The sequence below is a fragment of the Ochrobactrum sp. BTU1 genome, assembly GCA_018798825.1.
In the GTDB taxonomy this organism is placed as follows: Bacteria; Pseudomonadota; Alphaproteobacteria; order Rhizobiales; family Rhizobiaceae; genus Brucella.
This window is the reverse complement of the sequence record CP076355.1, coordinates 79267-98828: the sequence shown is the minus strand read 5'-3', so window position 1 is coordinate 98828 and position 19562 is coordinate 79267. Positions and strand designations below refer to the sequence as shown.

Below are 19562 nucleotides of genomic sequence, written 5' to 3'. Positions count from 1 at the left end.
GTTCCCTCCGCATCGCATCATCTTCACTCCTGACGCAAAAACTGCTTTGAAAGCGTCAATGATAACGTTACCATAGTCTGGACGTAATCATTCCGCATCGTCAAGCAGATTCATGGACGCGAAGTAAAAAATCTTGAGTGCAAGGGATAAGCCTATGATTTCTTTGGATGATATCCAAGCAGCAGCCCAGCGTATAAAACCTTATGTTCGCCGGACACCTTTAATTGCTTCCAACCATATAAAATCACCGATCACACGCGGAGAGCTTTCCCTGAAGCTTGAATGTCTCCAAGTTTCCGGTTCCTTTAAAGCGAGAGGGGCGGCAAATCGGGTCATGTCGCTTGCCCCAGACGTGCGTGCGCAGGGACTTGTCGCCGCCTCAGGCGGAAATCATGGTCTGGCAGTCGCACGTTGTGGCTTTATTGCAAAGGTGCCCGCGACTATTTTCTTACCCGAATCGGTGGCTGCAGAAAAAGTAGCGAAAATGCAGGCATGGGGCGCAAGTACCGTTATCGGCGGTGCCGACTTCGATCACTGCAATCAGCTTGCCCTTGAATTCGCCGAGAACAATAAAGCCACTTATGTTCATCCTTTTGCGGACCCTTTTGTTGTCGCGGGTCAAGGGACAATAGCACTTGAGATATTGGAGGATCGACCGGACACCGAAACGGTGATTATCGCTGCGGGCGGTGGCGGCTTTGTCACCGGGGCGGGAACGGCGCTGAAAGCTTTAAGGCCTGCCATCAAGGTCGTTGTGGTCGAACCTTTTGGCTCACCCACATTGCACGATTCAGCCCTCGCTGGCGAAGTGATCACGCTTCCCGAAATTAAAAGCGCAATTCCCACAATGTCATGCCGCCGCACGGATGACAGGCTTTTCGCGCAGCTTTCGAAGGTGGTCGATGAATACGTTTTGATCGAGGACGATCATATGGCCCAGGCCGCACAGTGGCTGTGGTTTGAAATGGGCATTGCGGCCGATCCTGCAGGGGCAGCGGCAGTCGCCGCAATTTTGTCAGGCGCTTATATACCGCGAGCCGAGGAAAAGATTACCGTTACAGTCTGTGGCGCCGGTTTGCCTGCCTGACGTCTTGCCATAATATGCCGAGGTCATGGACGCTATATACGCTTCAAGATGGCGCGCCGCGATTTCGCCACGACAAACTAGCGCTGGGTGTATTCTAATTCTCGGTTCACTCAGCGAAAAATTTTAATGTCTGGGATGCTCTTGTTAATTAGTCGGCGCGAGGCCCATTTCGGGGCCGCGCGTTGATTTGCATATCCTGATCTTGCTTCAAGCAACGATCTGCGAAGAATGGCTTTCCCCTGTCTCATCCAGACATTTGACGCCAGACGATAGACTGGCGCCGAACTTACGGCGTGGAAATAGATGGAGATACGACCTCGTACCCATCGCAATCAAAGCGGTATCTCCAGGTCATGAGCCAGATCAACAAGCATTTTTGCAGCTTTTATTATCGGATCGATTTCAGCAAACTCATCAATTGCGTGCGCCTGATCGATGCTTCCGGGCCCGAAAATGACTGTTGGAATGGCTGCATTATTGACCATTTTTGTCGCATCTGAACCATAAGGCACGCCGATAGGTTCCGGGTCGACGTGATGACGCTCGCAAACTCTGCTCATGTGCGCAACAATATCGCTTGTGTGGGCGATATCCATCGCTGAAGAATCAACAAATGGTGCTTCAACGCTCACGATTGCATCAGGGTATTCCGCCATTACTGCTTCGGCAATGACCTTGAACGCACCGTGAACTTCCATTCCCAACTCTGTTGGTAAATATCGATAATCAAAGCGCAATCGACAAACCGCAGGAACCGTGTTGGGCCCAATCCCGGCCTCAATTGCCGTACAGGTCAATGTTGCTGCACCAAGCAATGGATGCACAAGCGTCCGACGGCTCATTTCAAGATCATAGAGGTCCAGAATCCGCCGGGCAATTGTTATGCCGTTGATCCCTTCTTCAGGCTTTCCTGTATGGGCATTCCGACCCTCGATCTCCACCCACCATCGCACCGTGCCCTTGCAGGCTCTGACCACCCTGAGTGAAGTCGGCTCTCCCGCAACTCCAAAGTCATAACGCTTTTCTTGCGAAAGATAGTGCAGAATCCCTTGATAACTGAACTCCTCGTCCATCGCCGCGAGGAAATCGACATCCGCCTGCGGCGGCATTGCATTTAATGCACGCATTGCAAGCATAAAGGCGACGACGCTTGCCCCATCATCCACGGCACCGCGACCGAATATCCTGTTGCCCTCTATCCTAGGAACGAAGGGATTTGCCATGCCGGACACTTGAACTGTGTCCAGGTGTCCCTCCCAGAGCATCCTCTTTGCGCCACTTCGCCCTTTTACCCGTGCGATTAGATTTGGCCGTCCCGGTGTCACTTCATCAATCGAACAATCGACATTGGCGGCCATAAACCATTCGTGCAAAGCTTCAGCCAGTGCCTGTTCTCCGAAATGAGAAGCTTCTCCATCATTCTCGGTGCGAAACGCTGGGTTGATCGAGGGAATTTCAATAAACCGCGACAGGAGAAAGATTACAGCGTCCCGATCAATTCCGGCATATTTCATCATGGCATATATCTCGCATTTATGACAACGTTAACATTCGATACTTGATTTTTTTCTCGTCCCAGCCGGCTGGCCGGCTTAGAATTCGGTCACCCCCGGCTTATCGAGGCTTTCTCACGATGTGCGCTACATTCACATGCAGATCTCTGACCTGCTTCATTCAAAGGGAAAAAAACCGTAATCAGCATGATCCTCGCTGGATCAAGGTGAGCGGCAGGAGCACTCTATCTTTTTGCGGTCCTGTCTTCATCAGTCTCGCGGCGAGCATTTCCCCAGCCAAACGACCCAGATGTATTGAGTCTACAGCGACCGTTGTAATTCCAGGAGGCAATTCCTGCATCAATGCACTATCTCCAAAGCCTGAAATAGCGATATCTTCAGGCACTCTTAGTCCGCGAGCTTTTGCTTCAAGCAAAGCACCACAAGCCAAAAGGTCATTTGCGCAAAAGACGGCATCCGGTTTGTGCTGGCGTAACAATTCAGACAAAGCAACTCGCCCGTCTTCTTTTGAGCGAACCGTCGGTAGAAGTATGGAGCCCGCGGCCTCAAGCCCAAGCCGGGCGCATTCATTTTGAAATGCAACATGCCGAATATGTCCGCGACCATAAGCACGTCCGATGAAAGCGGGACGCCGATAACCGCGCTCAGCCAAATACTGGACCATTGCGGTAACGCCATCGGTATTTGAAATTCCGACTAGCATATCAATCGGCGTATCACAATAAGCCCAACTTTCGACGATCGGGATTTTAAGGCGACGAAACAAATCCCGATTGAGTTCCTGTTCAAGCATGCCAGTGATGAATGCTCCAGCCGGTCGGATTTGCGACAAGCTGCGCGTTAATCGCACCTCTCGCTCGTAGGAGTAAGAAGTGCGGGCCAAAACGACCTCAAACCCTAGCGCCTCCACCACGTCCGAAAATGCGCCGGCAGCTTGCAGAAACTGTTCACTTGCCATGGAGGAAATAAACACAGCCACAACATTTGAACGGCCGGAACGCAGAGCGCTCGCGTGAGGATTAAGGCTAAATCCCGTCGCTCGAACAGCTTCAGCAACCTTGACGCGGGTACTTTCTGCAACGACTTCCGGCTTGTTCAATGCGCGCGAAACTGTGATCGCCGACACCCCGGCGAGCTTCGCTACCGCCTCGATACGAACTTGTTTGCCATCCTGCGGAATTTGGTCACTATCGTCACCCGGAACACGAACAACGGGATCCTGAGTAACGGTAGGGATCGTCATATTCTGCATTGAGGGCCTTTATGCCGATATCTTACGGCTTAATAACGAGTGAATCGGATTGAAAGTACGTTTATTGTTGAACTTTGCAAACAAGGATCAAAAGATTGTGGAATCATCGGCGGTTGAGATCATCGCTGCTCGATATTTTCGGATAACCGCAGGTATCGGCCATGAATGATTTTCCTCAGCAGTCGCAGCGGTAATCTAGATGAGAACGATAAAGTACGAATCGCAGTCCAAGATCGGTGAAATACTGTCCGCGTACGGAATATGGTAACGTTACCATAATCTAAAACTGGTACCTGACGTCAAGCAAAAATATAGAACAACGGAAAACGTTTCCAAAATAGCGCGGACTGAGGTTTCGAGCTGCTCAGAAGCAGTTTGGTCGACTGCGCGGGTTTGGGCGGCACTTCTCTATGCCCGAACGGATATGATCTCTATCTGCTCATCTCGCTTGAAGAGGAGCATGGCGCATCTTTCCTTGCCGCGCATCCTATCTGAGGATCAGGCTTAGGTGGCAGATATTCACTATCAACTATGTGGATATTTATTCGTCAGGAACAAGGTCTTTAAGAAGTGGCCTTACGTGTTGCTGAAAAGTCAGGCAATCCGAATAGATACCATCATTCACTCGCTGTCTGCCAATCTTCTCCCAAAGGGGTTTATATTCAGCTTTCCAATCAAAGGACTGTGATATCAATCTTTCTTCGTCAAATGCTAGCGGATCTTGTTCTAGTATTCTTCGAGCTTCTTCAGCTAATGGCGTATAGCTTTTGACAGACATAGTTTTTCTTGCACGCGCTTCTGCGTTCAACTGAAGAGAAAGTTCAACACTGCCTTGCACATTCGTTGTTGCTGCTGAAGCGAGAAATGGCAAGGCCGTTGCGTGTTGCGCAATTCGATGATGGACAATTTTGCCGATAAACCATGCCATATCGTGCATCGGGTTATAGCCGTCCAAAGCATCAGCAACAATTTGAACCCTACAGTTTTTGGGAGCATCATCAACGATGGTTTGAATGGTTTTTGCGAGAAGATCATTTTTACCTGCCATTATCGACGCATACCAGTCCTTATCTGAAATCTCGCCAAAAACAGCACCAGAACTTGCACCACATCGATCTATCAGGTCCTTTGAAAAATGAACTCTTGAAGCCATCTGACCGCCCGAACCATCCGTCAGCAAATAGACTGTGGGCGTGTTTATCTCTAGCCAGTGATGAATTCTCAGCTCATGTCCCGGATGGGCTAAAATCAGAATATTATGGTCGCCCTGAAGCATCTAGACCTCTATCGCTTTTATCATCTTCATGTATCACAATATTGCTAGGAGTTGGAGGATAACAAGACGTGCGAATTTTGATAACGAATATGTTTATTTCGACCAATTCGGGCACTGAGACTGTCTCAGCTTTGACCGCAGTTGGCTTGCGCAGAGCGGGTCACGAAGTCCTCTTGTACGCCCCTCGGATCGGGGAATTAGCCGAACGGATGAGAACCCAAGGCTTCCAAGTCTACGATAGAATTGCTGACATCAAAGAAATACCAGACGTAATTCATGCGCACCATGTAACGCCGACTTTAATTGCGATGGCTCGGTTCCCCAACGTTCCCGTTGTCTTTACGTGTCACAGTTCAGTTTTTATGGTGGAAGCACCTATTGTTCACCCTCAAATTAAGAGATGGGTTGCCGTCGACGAGGCGTGTAGACGGAAGAGCATTGCATGTGGCGTTCCAGAGCAGAAACTAAGCGTCATCCATAATGCAGTCGATTTAACACGGTTCATCCCACGCAGCGTTCTTCCCACGAAGCCTGTGCGTGGCCTTATGTTGACTAAAAATCATCATCATCAAAAGGTCGTACGTGAAGCTTGCTTAAAAATGAATATTGATCTGGATGAACTAGGTCCAGCAACGGGAAGAGTTTCCGATGAAATTGAAAAAGAACTAATCAGGTACGACGTTGTGTTTGCGACCGCCAGAATGGCAATTGAAGCTGCTTCGGTTGGCTGCGCGGTTGTTGTGTGCGACGCTCGCGGCTTCGCAGGTTTATTGACTTGCGAAAATATGAATAATTGGCGCGATTGGAACTTAGGGGTAGGTTTACTATCCCAACAGACAAACGTAGAAAATTTAATAGAAGCAATTGGCGCATATAATTCAGAAGATGCTTTTCGAGTATCTGAATATTTCCGCTCAGTTGTGGGCCTTGATAAATACACCGAAGCTTATCTCGTTGTATATCAACAGGCGATCGATGATCATTTAAAATCTGCAAACAATGATTACGCATTGGATAACTCAAGGTGGATTGAAGAACTTTCAGTAACAATACCTGAGCGGAAATGGTTCAATATTGCTACAGAGCTAGGAATGATCCAGAAGGGTAATGATCAAGCTCTCTTGGTCTCTCGCTTCGATGCTATATCTGATGCTCTGCAAAATTATGAGAGCATGGCGAGAATTGGACAAGCGAGTGCGGAGCAAGCAGTTTTGCAATTGAATGCGACTAATCAATCGTTACAGACTTTGGTTGAAAAAGTTACAGAGATTGAGCGGTTCAACAGTCAAATCAAACGTTTTTATCACTCAATATTGCCAACATTCATCAGGAAGTATCTGTATAAATTGCGGAAATAGACAATTAACGAATTAACAATTATTTATTTTAAACCTCGAGCCTGCTTGCGGCCTGAAATAGGGGGCGCAGAAGCCCCACACTTCAAAAATAATCGATATCAATGGTACGGAGAAGGCATATCCTGCAGTGCCTTTCCAACCTGAAATGATTTCCCTCTGCTCGTTTCGCTACAGGGGAACAATGCGCGACCTTCATTGCTGCGAACCTATCGTTCATATCCGGTTGCGGTAGCAGCGCTTCCATCTCAGCGTAATCCCTCGTAAGCGTCTCGGGTTTAAGACAGGGCTGAAGTCTTCGCCTTTCTTTTGCAGCAAGCAAACGTAATCAGACAGCCTCACTTACGGCATTTTGCGCTCAGGTTAGCTATCCATTATTTCGGATGCGCTGTGCCAGTGGGAAAGGCAAGAGAGCTCGCCACCACGGGGTATATTTCGCAGGAGCTTCCACCAAGACAGGAATCTGCAGTGGTGGAGCATTAACTTCACCGAACCAACGGACCCCTTCCTCGACCAGATCCACTTCTATAAGGGTGGACCCTATGGTGTTGGGTACTCTGATACTAAGTGTAATAGCGATTTTTTCTCCAGGTTCCAAAGGACCGCGTAAGGGCTCGCGACCATCTGACCAGATCAATATCTCCCCAGCCGTCGAAAGCCAGTGATTGCCGACAGCCAGCCCGCTTTTCTGATAAGGCGCCCAGACTGTGTTGCCCGTATTGGTCAATTCCAGTTGTAGATCGTAGTCCTGGCCCGCAATTAGCTTCAGGTTTTCCTGAAACGATGTAATCGTACGGTTATAAAACCCACTTTTCAGGGGCAAGGGAGCTGGCAGTCCCTCGGACTCAGGTGCCAATTTGCTCCACTCTATTGCTTCAAATACTAAATCGGCCGCCGATTCATTATATGGCTTTTGCCAAGTCTCGCTATAACGGCCGGGCAAAATCGACAACTTTAGTCCCTTGGGTGCGATTTTCCTCAGACCGACAACTGGGTCTTTGAACCAGCGCTGAGGGTTGAAGCGGCTTCCACTCATGGCAATCAATGCCACCGGCATACCAAAAGCCTCGTCTTTACTCAGTCGCGGAAAATCGGTGTCGGCTATGATGAAAAGACCAATCTCTCGGCCTGCCCTTTGCAGGAGCGAGATAATCTCGTTCATCATTGTGGCGCCTTGGCAGTTACCACCGAGAATGAGTGGACCGTGAGGCGCAAGTCTTTGGATTTCATTAGCATAATGTTCAGCAGCAGCCTGCGATTGTATTGTGTCGTAATGAAATAAATACGCGCCCGAGCGCAGTATGAAACTATTAACCCTTGTACCAAGCGTCTCTTGAAGATTTTCAGCTTCGATAGGGGTCTGCGCGCACCAGAAGAGATTAGCGCCTTTCGAGAGAGTTTCTCCGCCGCTCAGTCGACGAATTAGCCCACCCTCCAAGCCTGGTTCTCCCGGCCAGGACTGCATCAGATTTTGCATCTTCTCAAGCCAAGGGTCGGGCGAAGGGGTATAGCCGACATTGACGCCGTTTAAATACAGCGAGACATTTCGCAAACTTAAGGTTTCAGCAAAATCTTGGAGATTGAGGCTTGTGTTATAGACGCGCTCGACTTCAACGATCAGGTCCAGCGCCATCAACGAGTCTCCTCCTAGAAGGAAAAAGTCCTCGTCAGCATCAAAATCCCCTTCAAGCTTTAGAATTTCCCGCCATATACCTAAGAGGGCTCCAAACTCATCCAGCGTACTGGTTTTGGCTTGGCTTCGATAAGCGATATTGGGGCTCGACAGATCAGGCAGATGCAGTCGGCGTATTTTCCCCAAGGCTGTTCGGGGCACTTGGTCGGGACTTATAAGTGAAACACGCGCAGGAACGAAATTGAAAGCCTTGGCCATGGTGAGAGCGACGTCTTTTGCGACCCTTTCAGGATCAGGACAAACGGTGCAAACAATGAAAATTCCGCATCGCGCGCCCGAGGACAAGTTAAATTCGGGAGATAAGGGAGCCGCATAAATCTCTGAACAGCCCGGAACTGTAAGTAGTTGCGCTTCTATCTCCTGGCATGAATATTTCTTCGCGTTTACAACGACGAGTTCCTTTTCGCGCCCTGTTACCGTTAATTTGCCCAGGCGGAGCTTCCCTAAATCTCCTGTTCTGAGCCAATGGTCGGCAGTGAAAAGCTGGGAATTTGCGTCGGGATCGCCAATATAGCCTGAGGTCATGGTTACACCACGAACCTCGATTGCGCCAATTGCGCCCTCAGATAACACCACACCATCAGGATTGGTTATGCGCAGAGCATGTCCAGCTGTTGGCCCGTCCAGTTCTAGCCCCCCTTCGCTGGCTTTTTGCCCAGGCAACAAAGAGGTGCCGCCTCCGACAACAGGGCCACATTCAGAAAGTCCGTATCCCGCAATCAATGCATCTTCGCGCAGACCAAGCGGAACCAGTGCGCGCAACGCCGCTTCGACTGTTGCAGGCAAAACGGTTTCCGCGCCTATACCGATACGTTGGATGTGCTGCAAATCCCACCTCCGGTCAGGGGTGAGAGCTAAGGCACGGACTACCCGGTCCAATCCGAAATTCGTTGTAGTGGCATGGGTCGCGCCGGTTGATACTAAAGCATCCAGCCATGTCAGTGGGTTTGCAACAAACCGTTGAGTTGCGAGATGGACTTTGACGGGAAGATCAGGCATCGCTAGGCCGATGCCCATTACGTGATCGAAGGATGTCCAAGACAAAAAGCCTTTGGCTTGACTGGCTTGCGGCACTCGAGGCCACCAGCGCGCCAAAGAGGCGCTGTCGGAAAGGCCAACGAGCCTAGACGCACCGGTTGTTCCCGAAGTTGGAATACCGAAGCGCAAATAGGTCGGTGCTCCCGTAGACGGAGACTTGCAGCTGGCGTCATCACCTTGGGTCAATCGATTGAATGCAGCAGCGTCGATATCGACGATCCGCGGAAATTCCGCAGTGACCGCTTCTGGTAGAAGTTGTTCGGGCCGGGTGGACATTGGTAAGATCACATACCCGCCTAAAATGCCGGCGTGGATAGCAGTGACAATCTCCTCTGCCTCCCGCAAACGCAAGACTATCGCGGATCCCGCGGTGACACCATCGCGCCTTAACGCGGCGACGATCCTCCAGGCACGCTGAAGGCTTTCGCCCCAAAGCATTTTTACCTGTCGCCCGTCCGGCTTGATACTGAGGAAGTGGCCCTCCTTCGCCATCTCGCACCCAACAATCAATGCTTCAGCCAAGGATGGGTAAGGGGAGAGGATATCATCTCCGCTAGCTATAGCAGGTCTCAGGCTACTGTCGTTCACAGCTGCTGCTCCGGGACCAGATAATACCGTTGGATTTTGGCGGCTTCATTTGCCACATCCGACCGTGCGCGGTTAGATTGGCGCCAATTCTCTGCAGTATAGTGACGGCTATCATAGCAGCTCCAACCGCTGGTCGCCCTCGGGCCGTGCCAGCGCGCTACCGCAAGGCGCGCGCGTCGAAGATGAAAGTGCACGGTGACGAGCAGCAATCGGGGTGGCGGGGTTTCTTGGCGTAAAAGTTGCGCTGAAAATTCGGCATTCTGATCAGTATGACGGGCGCGGCTCTCAACCAAAATTGCCTTATCGGGAATGCCAGCCTCGCGAGCCAAGTCAGCCATGACTTCAGCCTCGATAGCACCTAGCTGAGTATTGAAGCCGCCCGTGAAAAGTAACCGGCGTACAAAGCCTTGATGCCACAGATTGATGGCATGATTTGCGGGTCGCTCTGGAGAGTTCATCCCGAATACTAGTGCGATATCCGCCTGAACAAGCCGGTTTGCCGGAAAAAGATCATCATCACATTGCGATCCCCCAAGAGTTATCACGTTCCGCCACCCCGCTGCGAACATCTTCAATTTCGAAAATTTAATACCTTGGCCAAGCTACATAACGAAAGCTGGCTCTACAACTGATTTTGGGAATATTGGAGGGCACGAAAACCGTGCCAGTTCTGACAATGAAATTGGGTAGACTTTTCACACGTCGCTACAAAGTTCAGTTAAAAAAGCAAACGTGGGTAGTGCGCACAATTCAAATAGGAACGTGGCAACACTCATTGAAGCATGCCACGTTATTGATTTTCCATTGCAATTTCTAGCCAAGCCTGGCGACGACGTCCCTTAGTGACGATTGCCAATGAGGCACTGTCCAGTGGAAGGTCTCTTGGAATTTTGTTGTCGAAAGACGCGAATTGGCTGGACGAACGGCCTTGGTCGGGTAATCAGCCGTGGCAATGTCTGCAACTGTAGCCGTCGGTCCGCCGCGTTTTCCACTTTCAGTGAAAACGGCGCGTGCAAAGTCACTCCAATTGGTGTCACCGGTACCGACCAGGTGATACACACCGTACGACGCAAAATCAGGCGTTACCGACAGATGCTGTGCCACCGTGATGATCGCGTCGGCGATATCAAGCGCACTAGTTGGATTCCCCCACTGATCAGAGACCACAGAGAGAGCGTCGCGTGTCTCAGCCAGTTTGAGCATCGTTTTGACGAAATTCTTGCCAAAGGGGCTATAGACCCACGCAGTGCGCAAGATTATGTGCTTTGGATTGGCTAATCCAACCAAGCGCTCCCCTTCAAGCTTGGAACTTCCATATGCGCTGCGAGGTCCTGTTATATCGGTTTCTACATACGGTTCACTCGAGTCCCCCGCAAAAACATAATCGGTCGACAGATGGATGACGGGAACGCCACAAGTCTTAGCCGCCTCGGCGACTGCTTCAGCCCCGGCGGCATTCACTGCAAAGGCAAGTTCTGGCTCGTCTTCAGCCATATCCACTGCTGTATAAGCGGCGGCCGAGACAACAAAGTCCGGCTTGATCGCCTCAATGGCATCGCGTACTGCGTCCGGCTTTGTCAGATCAAGCTCCGGACGGCCGAGCGCAGTCACCTGGAGACCAGGGTATTGCGATGCCTTTTCGAGCAGGCTCTGGACCACCTGCCCCTCCCGCCCGGTTATTACGATTTTCATGCCGTGGCCTCATTAGCTGACGTGCTGCCAAGGCGCTCGCCAGTATAAGTACCGCTGCGGATCGGCTGCCACCACCAGGCATTATCAAGATACCATTGAATAGTTTTTTCGAGACCTGTCTCGAAGGTCTCCTGTGGCTTCCAGCCTAAATCACGCTCAATCTTCGACGCATCAATCGCATAGCGACGATCGTGACCAGGACGATCTGTTACAAAAGTTATCAGATCAGCATAGCTGTTGCCATTGGCGCGCGGACGCTTCTTGTCAAGAATAGCGCAGATCGTTTCCACGACGTTTAGGTTCGTGCGCTCCGCACGACCTCCGATATTGTAACTTTCACCCAATTTTCCTGTGGTCGCAACTAATGCCAGAGCGCGGGCATGATCTTCGACATAAAGCCAATCACGCACATTCGCACCTGCGCCGTAAACTGGCAGAGGCTTCTCGTTTAGTGCATTGAGAATGACCAGCGGAATCAGTTTTTCCGGGAAGTGAAACGGTCCATAATTGTTCGAACAGTTGGTGAGCACTACCGGCAGTCCATAAGTCTCATGCCATGCGCGAACAAGATGATCTGATGCTGCTTTAGACGCAGAGTATGGCGAAGAAGGCTTATAAGGCGTTTCTTCAGTGAAAATGCCGCTATCAAACGGCAAATCGCCAAACACTTCATCTGTCGAAATGTGATGAAACCGAAACGCAGATTTGCGTGGCTCTGGCAGTTCGCGCCAGTAAGCCAATGCTGCGTTTAAAAGACGGAACGTACCGACAACATTTGTTTCAATGAACGCACCTGGCCCATCAATGGAACGATCAACATGGCTTTCTGCAGCCAAATGCATGACCACATCGATTTCATTGGCCCGCAAGGCTTCTAAAACACTTGTATCATCACAGATGTCAGCCTGAAGGAAGCTGTAATTAGGATGATTTTCAATCTGACGCAACGAGGCGAGATTGCCCGCATAAGTCAGTTTATCGAAATTAACGACATTAATCTTAGGATCGGACGCTAGATGCCGGCACACTGCCGAACCAATGAAGCCAGCGCCGCCCGTAACGAGAATATTCATATCGTTTCCTCAAGCAAATATTTCGGCATCGGCAAGAAGCGGCGCCTTTTGATCTTTATCGGAGAGCTGAACGCTAGATGTCGGAAGTGGCCACTCGATGCCAATAGCCGGGTCATCAAATCTGATCGAGCGGTCATGCTCGGGAGAATAATAATCAGTCACCTTATAAATAACTTCAGTGTTCTCAACGAGCGTCATGAAACCATGGGCGAAACCTTTCGGCACCAAAATCTGGTTCCATTTTTCAGCCGAGACCTCCAATGCAACCCATTTTCCAAAAGTAGGTGAGCTTTTACGGATATCGACGGCCACATCGAGGATTGCGCCACGAACGACACGGACGAGTTTATCCTGTGCGAACGGCGGAAGCTGATAATGCAGGCCTCTGACCACCGATTTCGCAGCTGAAAACGAATGATTGTCCTGTACGAAGTTGAGATTAATACCAGCCTCTGCCAGCGCTGAAACCTTGTAGGTCTCTGAAAAGAATCCTCGATCATCTCCGAACTTTCGTGGGACAATCTCAAAAACACCGTCTAGGTCTAAAGGGCGGACTTCCATCAATCTTTTCCTAGTTCATCAACACGCCGACGCAGATAAGCCGCATATTCAGTTTTGCCAAGCTTGGCCGCTCGCTCCAAGACCGCTTCACTGTTGAGCCAGCCTTTATCCAAACCGATTTCTTCGGGACAAGCTATCTTAATACCCTGTCGCTTTTCGATGGTTTGAACGAAGGAAGACGCCTCATGGAGACTGTCATGCGTTCCTGTATCCAACCAAGCGTAACCACGTCCGAACCGCTGAACGTTTAATTCACCGCGTTCCAGGTAGACATTATTGACGGTTGTGATCTCTAACTCACCTCGAGCAGAGGGTTTAATCGACCGGGCAATGTCGACGACCTGATTGTCGTAGAAATATAAACCTGTAACGGCCCAGTGCGACTTTGGCTTCTCAGGCTTTTCCTCAATAGAGATTGCTTGACCTGTCTTACTGTCAAATTCAACAACACCGTAGCGCTGCGGATCATCCACGCGATAAGCAAAAACCCTACCGCCTTTCATCGGAGTCGACGAAAGCTTCGATAGCTCTGAAAGTCCATCTCCGAAGTAGATATTGTCACCAAGGATCATAGCAACACTGTCATCGCCGATGAATTCTCGACCAATGATGAACGCTTCAGCCAATCCGTTAGGATGTGCCTGTTCAGCATAAGAAAAATTGATACCGAATTCGCTTCCATCGCCAAGCAGCTTTTGAAAAAGTGGCAGGTCATGTGGAGTGGAGATAATCAGAATGTCTCTAATTCCTGCCAGCATGAGAACACTGAGCGGGTAATAGATCATAGGTTTGTCATAGATTGGTAATATCTGCTTAGAAACCGCAATTGTCAGCGGATACAATCTCGTACCACTACCACCGGCGAGAATAATTCCCTTCATACGAATTCACTTTCTAACATCTTACATCCCTCGCTTCCTTCATGTAGATACATCATTGACCAACATGATGGCTTCGTTTTGACAACACCTGCATAAACGCAGAGATATAACTAAATTACTCAGCGTACAGACCCATCAAAAACACAGGGATAAATTTCCCACCTAACCCTACCCAGTGAACTGAGCATTCAATAATGACTAGTACTGTTTCAACCGCGGATCAACAAACCAATAAGCAGCCATTGCTGACAATTTCAATTGTTACGTACAATCCGAATTTTATTGAACTCGAGAACACCCTGAATAGTCTGAAGGTCGCATTGAACGGATTCTCGATTGGATCATTTTCGGTCACCATCATTGACAATTCCGCTAGCGATGAGGTTAGCTCATTCCTCAAGCACAATTTTGAAGATTTTCCAATCAAACTGATCTACGGGCAAGGCAATATTGGTTTCGGGAGGGCACACAATCTTGTTAACAAAGAGATGGGCGAATTCCATCTTATACTCAATCCGGACATCCAACTCGCTCCTGATGCTCTAGTAAATGCCCTTGCATTTATGAAGAGTAACGACAATTGTGGTTTATTAAGCCCCCATGCATCTTGGCCAGATGGAAAAAGACAGTATCTTTGCAAGCGTTATCCGGCTGTATTTGATTTAATACTCAGGGGATTTGCACCTGCTAGAATACGCACGCTTTTTTCTTCGCGTCTGGCCCGTTATGAAATGCAAACTCAAACCCAAGACGAAATTTACTGGAATTCGCCAATTGTAAGCGGATGTTTTATGATGTTCAGAACAAGAATACTTATAGATTTACACGGTTTCAATGATGATTTCTTTTTATACTTTGAGGATTTTGATCTTTCTTTAAGATCTGGTAAATTGGCCGACACAGCTTATGTTCCCAGTGTCAAAGTAATCCACTCAGGCGGAAATGCCTCGAAGAAGGGATTTTGGCACATTAAGGTCTTTATCCGGTCGGCTATTACCTTTTATAGAACCCACGGAATCAAGCTATTCTAGTATTCGTCAGTATACACTCATTCCAAATCGCGATAATATGCCTGCCACCTGACGTCAACTAGAAATAACATGCGTAACAAGGACCAGTATTTGATCTTCCCCTGAGTATTTGCTTCAGAATGAATCCGACCCCTACTCATCGGGATGGTAGTATTAAAGAGGCGATTTTCGAATCGATCACTCCCGCTTCCAGCTTAGCTTGCAAAGCTGGAATCCAGGAGTTGCCCTTCCAGTGTTTAGTCTGAATGGCATGTACGTCGAATTGCTGGGGTAGTTACACACGCGTCTGGTCGCAGCGAGCGCCAGCTTTGCCTGGAAAAACAGACTATGTTACCCGCGCGGACATCTGTTAATAGCCCCCGCAATCAACATGGTTCGAAAATAAACTTTTCTCGGCATTTTGATCGAGGAGTTCTTTGATGAAGAAGAGCAGATTTAGCGAATCGCGAATTCTTGCGATTCCGCGAACATGGAATGAGCAATACTTCATTTTACATCTATGGGCTGCTCCCCTTTGCAAGCTTGATGGTGAAGCGGTCTGACGCGAGTCGATTGCAAACATCTATACGGCGTCATCATTTTCGAAGCGTCCAAATGGGGTATCCGCGCGCATACGCCTCAACAAATGGAAGACCTTGTCGGCCATTATAGAATACAGGTTCCGTATGTGCTGGTTCGACCGTTCATTCCATTTCAACCTTCAACCTGCAATTCGCATCCTCTCAAGGATTGGCTCGTTATTCACCAGTGTGCTGAAGCACGGCCCGCATCTGAGAGATTAGGGCGACACGATGATTGACCAACCTCTGCCGAGCCCTGTGGAGGCCCTGAATGTCCTGCTGGATGATCTATTTCTTCGGCAGGAAACGCATATGTGGCTGTTGAACGGCAATACATAGTGCCTGAGAATTGTTGCCGTCATTCTTCTGGTCCTTTAAAACGGCTTCACATACTGCGGTGCTATTTTCTTCACAGTATGCCCTTGAGCCGCAAAAGCAGCTACCGGTGAAAGGCACCGGTGCAAGCTTCGATCCCGATCAGGCAAAGTGGCATAGCCTCGGTGACCTGCAGCAGTTGATTGCGCATCACGCGCCGTTTCAGGACAGCCTGACCATCAGCGTCTACACCATGGGCCCATTAAAAATAAGGGATTCCCATGGTGACTGAGTTATTCCGTAGGGCCACACGAGGAGCAGCTTCTTTCCTCCGGCCAATGGGCACAGCCAGCTCAGCGCCACATGCCCGAACTAACGCTGTAATACTTATAACACATCCCCCCAGCCGGAGGCAGATCACTCCCATAACATCGTTCAACTGCCCACAGTGAGCCAAGGATGTCGCATTCGCATTTCTACGATGAGGTCATTCTGATTATTCACCGTATCGGTCCTCAACATGGAAGTTCCATGTACTCTGTAGCGACAAAGAATCTGAGGAACAAAAATAGATTCTAGCCCGTTATCCACGAACTTGCACCAGAAGTCATAGTCTTCCCAGCCACCTTCCATATGGGTATAACCGCGCACGGCCTGCCAGGCTGAGCTAGAGATGAGTGCCATCGCATCAACATAATTGTTCTCTCGAAAAAAGTCAGGTGACCAGTAGTCGGCGTGTCCAAGTCCTGACACATCCCCGAAAAACTCGAGTTGAGTGTAGGCTGCTGCATATCCTTCCTCTAATACCCAAGGCGCAAGAACTTCTATTGCTCGTGGATAGATCATGTTGTCCGCGTCCATGATAAATAGCGCGCGGCTATCGCTGACAGCAAATGCAGTGTTCCTGGCTTGTGCAAGTCCCTGATTAAATTCGTGACGAACAACAGTGGCTCTCACAAACTTTTCACTGTTGCATTTTACCCACGAAACGGCCTGCTCAAGCGAATTGTCCTTTTGAGAACAATCGTCGACGATGATAAGTGAAAGGTTTGGGTATGTCTGATTTTTAATGGATTCCAGACAATCCACCAACTCTCTCTCGTAATTGTAAAGACTCACTGCAACGGTAATGGTGTCGTCATTTGACGCGCGAGAAACATGATCAAATTGCACATTGTACTTTGAGCGATAAATTCGGTTAAGCATCGGTGTTCTCTGCGATGAAGTCCACAAGGGTTTCAGCATTCGAATGCTCGAACTTGTTGTTATTCAACAAAGTCCGATTGGCTCTACGGATGGTTGCAGCCCGTCGCTGACCATCGTGGTCGTTTAGAACCCAGTCAACCGCATCTCCAACGTGACGAGCATTAACCTGAATATAGTGGATCCCAGGCTTGTAGAGAGGATGCTCAAGGCAATGATCACTGATGACTACACAATCATTTCCGATGCCCTGTCGAGCAATTCGATGCCACTCAAAATATGGCATCACATCTCGGTGTATGTTGAGATATATCTTGGATTTTTGCGCAATTGTTTCAGCTACTTCAGTTAAGCTCCTATCAAACCCAGAGGTCAAAGGGGTAGACCTGCGTCTATAATAAATAAACGAGTTAAGGCCAGCGATTCTCGGTGCAATTCTACCAAAAGCCTTTTCACGCCGAGGGCTTTGCGCGCCAAAAAACGATAGATCTATGGGGCGGTCTTGCCAGTCTACCTTGTCGTGGATGTTTGGCACCGCCTTGAGAAGAGGATGTTCCTCAATAGAAGCAAGATCCACAGTGGTTGGTTTGATTGCCGGCTCCCAATGGAGCGTCCGCATGTTAGCCGAACGAAAAATCGATGCGCTCTGATAGCATATATCTATAATTGCAGCTGAACTCAGCATTTCTGGAAGAGCCGAGGAAAACCACTGGGTCTGTAGCTGTTCAGTATTGTATGCGATACAATTCTTCATGAAAGTGGGATTGAAGTATTCCCGGCCGGCGTTTAATAGAAAAAACTCGTGCGGAGCAACGACAATTTTGGGTTTCGGATTTAAATAATCTCCATCCAATTCGCTCTTGAGATTAACCTTCACATTACATAAATTGATCGCATCACAGACCCCTCTGGCAATCTCATCCATGAAGATATTACCAATGGAGGAGACGTATACATCTACCGATCCGAGCCTTTTGCCAAAGCCGTTTATAGGTTCTGTTACCGGTATGCCCGAAATGCTTGTCGCAATTTTAATTGGATCGAAAATACAACGCCCTTCCTTGGCGCCGTGGTAAACAACATGAATGGCTGGATCTATGCCGACAATATCAGGGTTTTGCTTTACGTACCAATCCGGTTGAAAGATGGGGAGAGACCGGAGACGTTTTGCTGCTAATGTTAACATTTGATAGACGACCGTGGATGTCAAAAGAATGAACGAATTTTGCGGAAAAGCTTCGTGTATCGCCAACTCTTCGATGACTGGAAAGCTTTCAATTTTTCACGAAGCGAAGAAAGCTCAGCCTCTAGTAAAGCATTACCTGGCGGCGCGCTGTCATTCGCTTGGCTTTTAAGATGCTGGATATCGTTCTTCAAAGAAGACAATTCTGTCTTCAAGAGATTGGTGTCCGAATTATACTGATCGGTTAGCTGCTGTATCTTAATTCTAGATTTTCGCCGGGTCGAGTTGTGCAGATCTCTCTCTCGATCCAGTTTTCTTTGAACGCTTTGGGCATCAATTGTCGGTGCTTTCGCTAACGCTCTGGCTCCGGCTGGAGAGGCTTCTCGTTCCTCAAAAACTACATTATTAAATCGCTCTTTAAGCGAATGATCGAACACGGCTTGGTTCTTAAAATAATTGTTTGGGTGCATAGCGACTTCTCGGCCAAGCAAAGCTGACATGATTGCCACGTGTAAACGATCAGTTTTAACTTCCTTGTACTGGGAGACAAATTCGGCCATCGACAAAACAGCGGCTTTTACGAACGCAGGTGTTGTCCAAACATCGCCATTCCAAGCCAGCGATACGTCTATATTGTTCTGATCGCGCTCGCCTCCCAGCGACTCTCCATCTGTCCTCATTGCGCTTAGGCGACCACTTCCGACCGCTTTCGCCTGTTTGAAATGTTTGGAGTTGAGGTACAGGGCAGCATCTTGACATAAATGGATTCGATCATTGCGACCACCGGCTGCAGAGCAATGATCGAATGAAAGCTTTTCCCGACAAAAAACAGTGAGATTGTTGTGGGTTTCCTTTATGATATCATCATATCCGACAATAGATTGCGGGAGTAATATTACTCGGTTAGTTTCTCGATGTTCCCAAATCAGCTTAGCTACGTCTTCGTATCTACCCTCGACCATATTGCCACCGCCGCCGACGAAGATTATCTCGCCGTCAAACCGCTCATCCTGCCGATGTGTAGTGTAGTTTATTCCAAAGTGGTCGAGCAATTGCATGGTGGCATATGTGATGAGCCCGTCGCCCAAATTGCCGGAATGTGGGAAAAAGCGTATAGTAGACTGCGAATAATTACGAAGCTCTGAAAGAAGAGGGTCATTGTCGGGTAAGTAAAGGTTCATGACAGGTCTGACTCAATTTTTTTTGGAAAACAAATAGGTGAATTCGAGCGGAACTAGAAAAAAAGGATCTTAAATTTGC

16 protein-coding genes are annotated in these 19562 nt (G+C 48.9%); 4 read left to right on the top strand and 12 right to left on the bottom strand.

All coding sequences use genetic code 11. The features are described 5' to 3' along the window. Positions 1-154 precede the first annotated feature (154 nt). Positions 155-1087, top strand: a complete 933-nt coding sequence (locus KMS41_11835; protein ID QWK79627.1) for a pyridoxal-phosphate dependent enzyme — start codon at positions 155-157, stop codon at positions 1085-1087. Positions 1088-1419: 332 nt separating this feature from the next. Here KMS41_11835 and KMS41_11830 read toward each other — a convergent pair whose 3' ends face one another. From KMS41_11830 to KMS41_11820, 3 genes are all read right to left on the bottom strand, one after another. Continuing rightward, positions 1420-2604: a M20/M25/M40 family metallo-hydrolase gene (locus KMS41_11830; protein ID QWK79626.1), complete on the bottom strand. Its 1185-nt coding sequence runs from the start codon at positions 2602-2604 to the stop codon at positions 1420-1422. A gap of 178 nt (positions 2605-2782) precedes the next feature. Beyond that, on the bottom strand, positions 2783-3853 hold the full coding sequence (locus KMS41_11825) for a LacI family DNA-binding transcriptional regulator (GenBank protein QWK79625.1): 1071 nt from the start codon (positions 3851-3853) through the stop codon (positions 2783-2785). A 541-nt stretch (positions 3854-4394) separates the two neighbouring features. After that, complete coding sequence (locus KMS41_11820) at positions 4395-5129, bottom strand: hypothetical protein (protein QWK79624.1); 735 nt, start codon at positions 5127-5129, stop codon at positions 4395-4397. An 89-nt stretch (positions 5130-5218) separates the two neighbouring features. Here KMS41_11820 and KMS41_11815 point away from each other — a divergent pair, with 89 nt between their 5' ends. Then, positions 5219-6487, top strand: coding sequence for a glycosyltransferase (locus KMS41_11815; GenBank protein QWK79623.1), 1269 nt, complete (start codon positions 5219-5221; stop codon positions 6485-6487). Positions 6488-6851: 364 nt separating this feature from the next. Here KMS41_11815 and KMS41_11810 read toward each other — a convergent pair whose 3' ends face one another. The 6 genes from KMS41_11810 to rfbA form a co-directional block, all read right to left on the bottom strand. Beyond that, entirely contained in the window at positions 6852-9803 is a 2952-nt protein-coding gene (locus KMS41_11810) for an AMP-binding protein (GenBank protein ID QWK79622.1), read from the bottom strand. Beyond that, positions 9800-10348, bottom strand: a complete 549-nt coding sequence (locus tag KMS41_11805) for a YdcF family protein (protein QWK79621.1) — start codon at positions 10346-10348, stop codon at positions 9800-9802. Before KMS41_11805 ends, KMS41_11810 begins: the two co-directional genes overlap by 4 nt. 268 nt (positions 10349-10616) lie before the next feature. Beyond that, positions 10617-11495, bottom strand: coding sequence for a dTDP-4-dehydrorhamnose reductase (gene rfbD / locus KMS41_11800; GenBank protein ID QWK79620.1), 879 nt, complete (start codon positions 11493-11495; stop codon positions 10617-10619). Next, positions 11492-12568 (bottom strand): dTDP-glucose 4,6-dehydratase, encoded by a 1077-nt coding sequence (gene rfbB / locus KMS41_11795; protein ID QWK79619.1) that lies wholly within the window; start codon positions 12566-12568, stop codon positions 11492-11494. The genes rfbD and rfbB overlap by 4 nt, the downstream gene beginning before the upstream one ends. A 9-nt stretch (positions 12569-12577) precedes the next feature. Continuing rightward, positions 12578-13129 (bottom strand): dTDP-4-dehydrorhamnose 3,5-epimerase, encoded by a 552-nt coding sequence (rfbC, locus tag KMS41_11790; GenBank protein QWK79618.1) that lies wholly within the window; start codon positions 13127-13129, stop codon positions 12578-12580. Continuing rightward, entirely contained in the window at positions 13129-14010 is an 882-nt protein-coding gene (rfbA, locus tag KMS41_11785; GenBank protein QWK79617.1) for a glucose-1-phosphate thymidylyltransferase RfbA, read from the bottom strand. Before rfbA ends, rfbC begins: the two co-directional genes overlap by 1 nt. 194 nt (positions 14011-14204) lie before the next feature. On the opposite strand from rfbA, the gene KMS41_11780 reads away from it, so the two are divergent. Then, positions 14205-15041 (top strand): glycosyltransferase, encoded by an 837-nt coding sequence (locus tag KMS41_11780; protein QWK79616.1) that lies wholly within the window; start codon positions 14205-14207, stop codon positions 15039-15041. Between the two features lie 912 nt (positions 15042-15953). Continuing rightward, positions 15954-16208 (top strand): hypothetical protein, encoded by a 255-nt coding sequence (locus tag KMS41_11775; GenBank protein QWK79615.1) that lies wholly within the window; start codon positions 15954-15956, stop codon positions 16206-16208. Positions 16209-16351: 143 nt separating this feature from the next. On the opposite strand, the gene KMS41_11770 is transcribed toward KMS41_11775, so the two are convergent. From KMS41_11770 to KMS41_11760, 3 genes are read right to left on the bottom strand one after another with little or no spacing between them, the layout of a single operon-like run. Continuing rightward, positions 16352-17122: a glycosyltransferase gene (locus KMS41_11770; GenBank protein ID QWK79614.1), complete on the bottom strand. Its 771-nt coding sequence runs from the start codon at positions 17120-17122 to the stop codon at positions 16352-16354. Then, positions 17115-18305, bottom strand: coding sequence for a hypothetical protein (locus KMS41_11765; protein QWK79613.1), 1191 nt, complete (start codon positions 18303-18305; stop codon positions 17115-17117). The genes KMS41_11770 and KMS41_11765 overlap by 8 nt, the downstream gene beginning before the upstream one ends. Before the next feature lie 20 nt (positions 18306-18325). Then, positions 18326-19483, bottom strand: coding sequence for a polysaccharide pyruvyl transferase family protein (locus tag KMS41_11760; GenBank protein QWK79612.1), 1158 nt, complete (start codon positions 19481-19483; stop codon positions 18326-18328). Between the last annotated feature and the right edge of the window lie 79 nt (positions 19484-19562).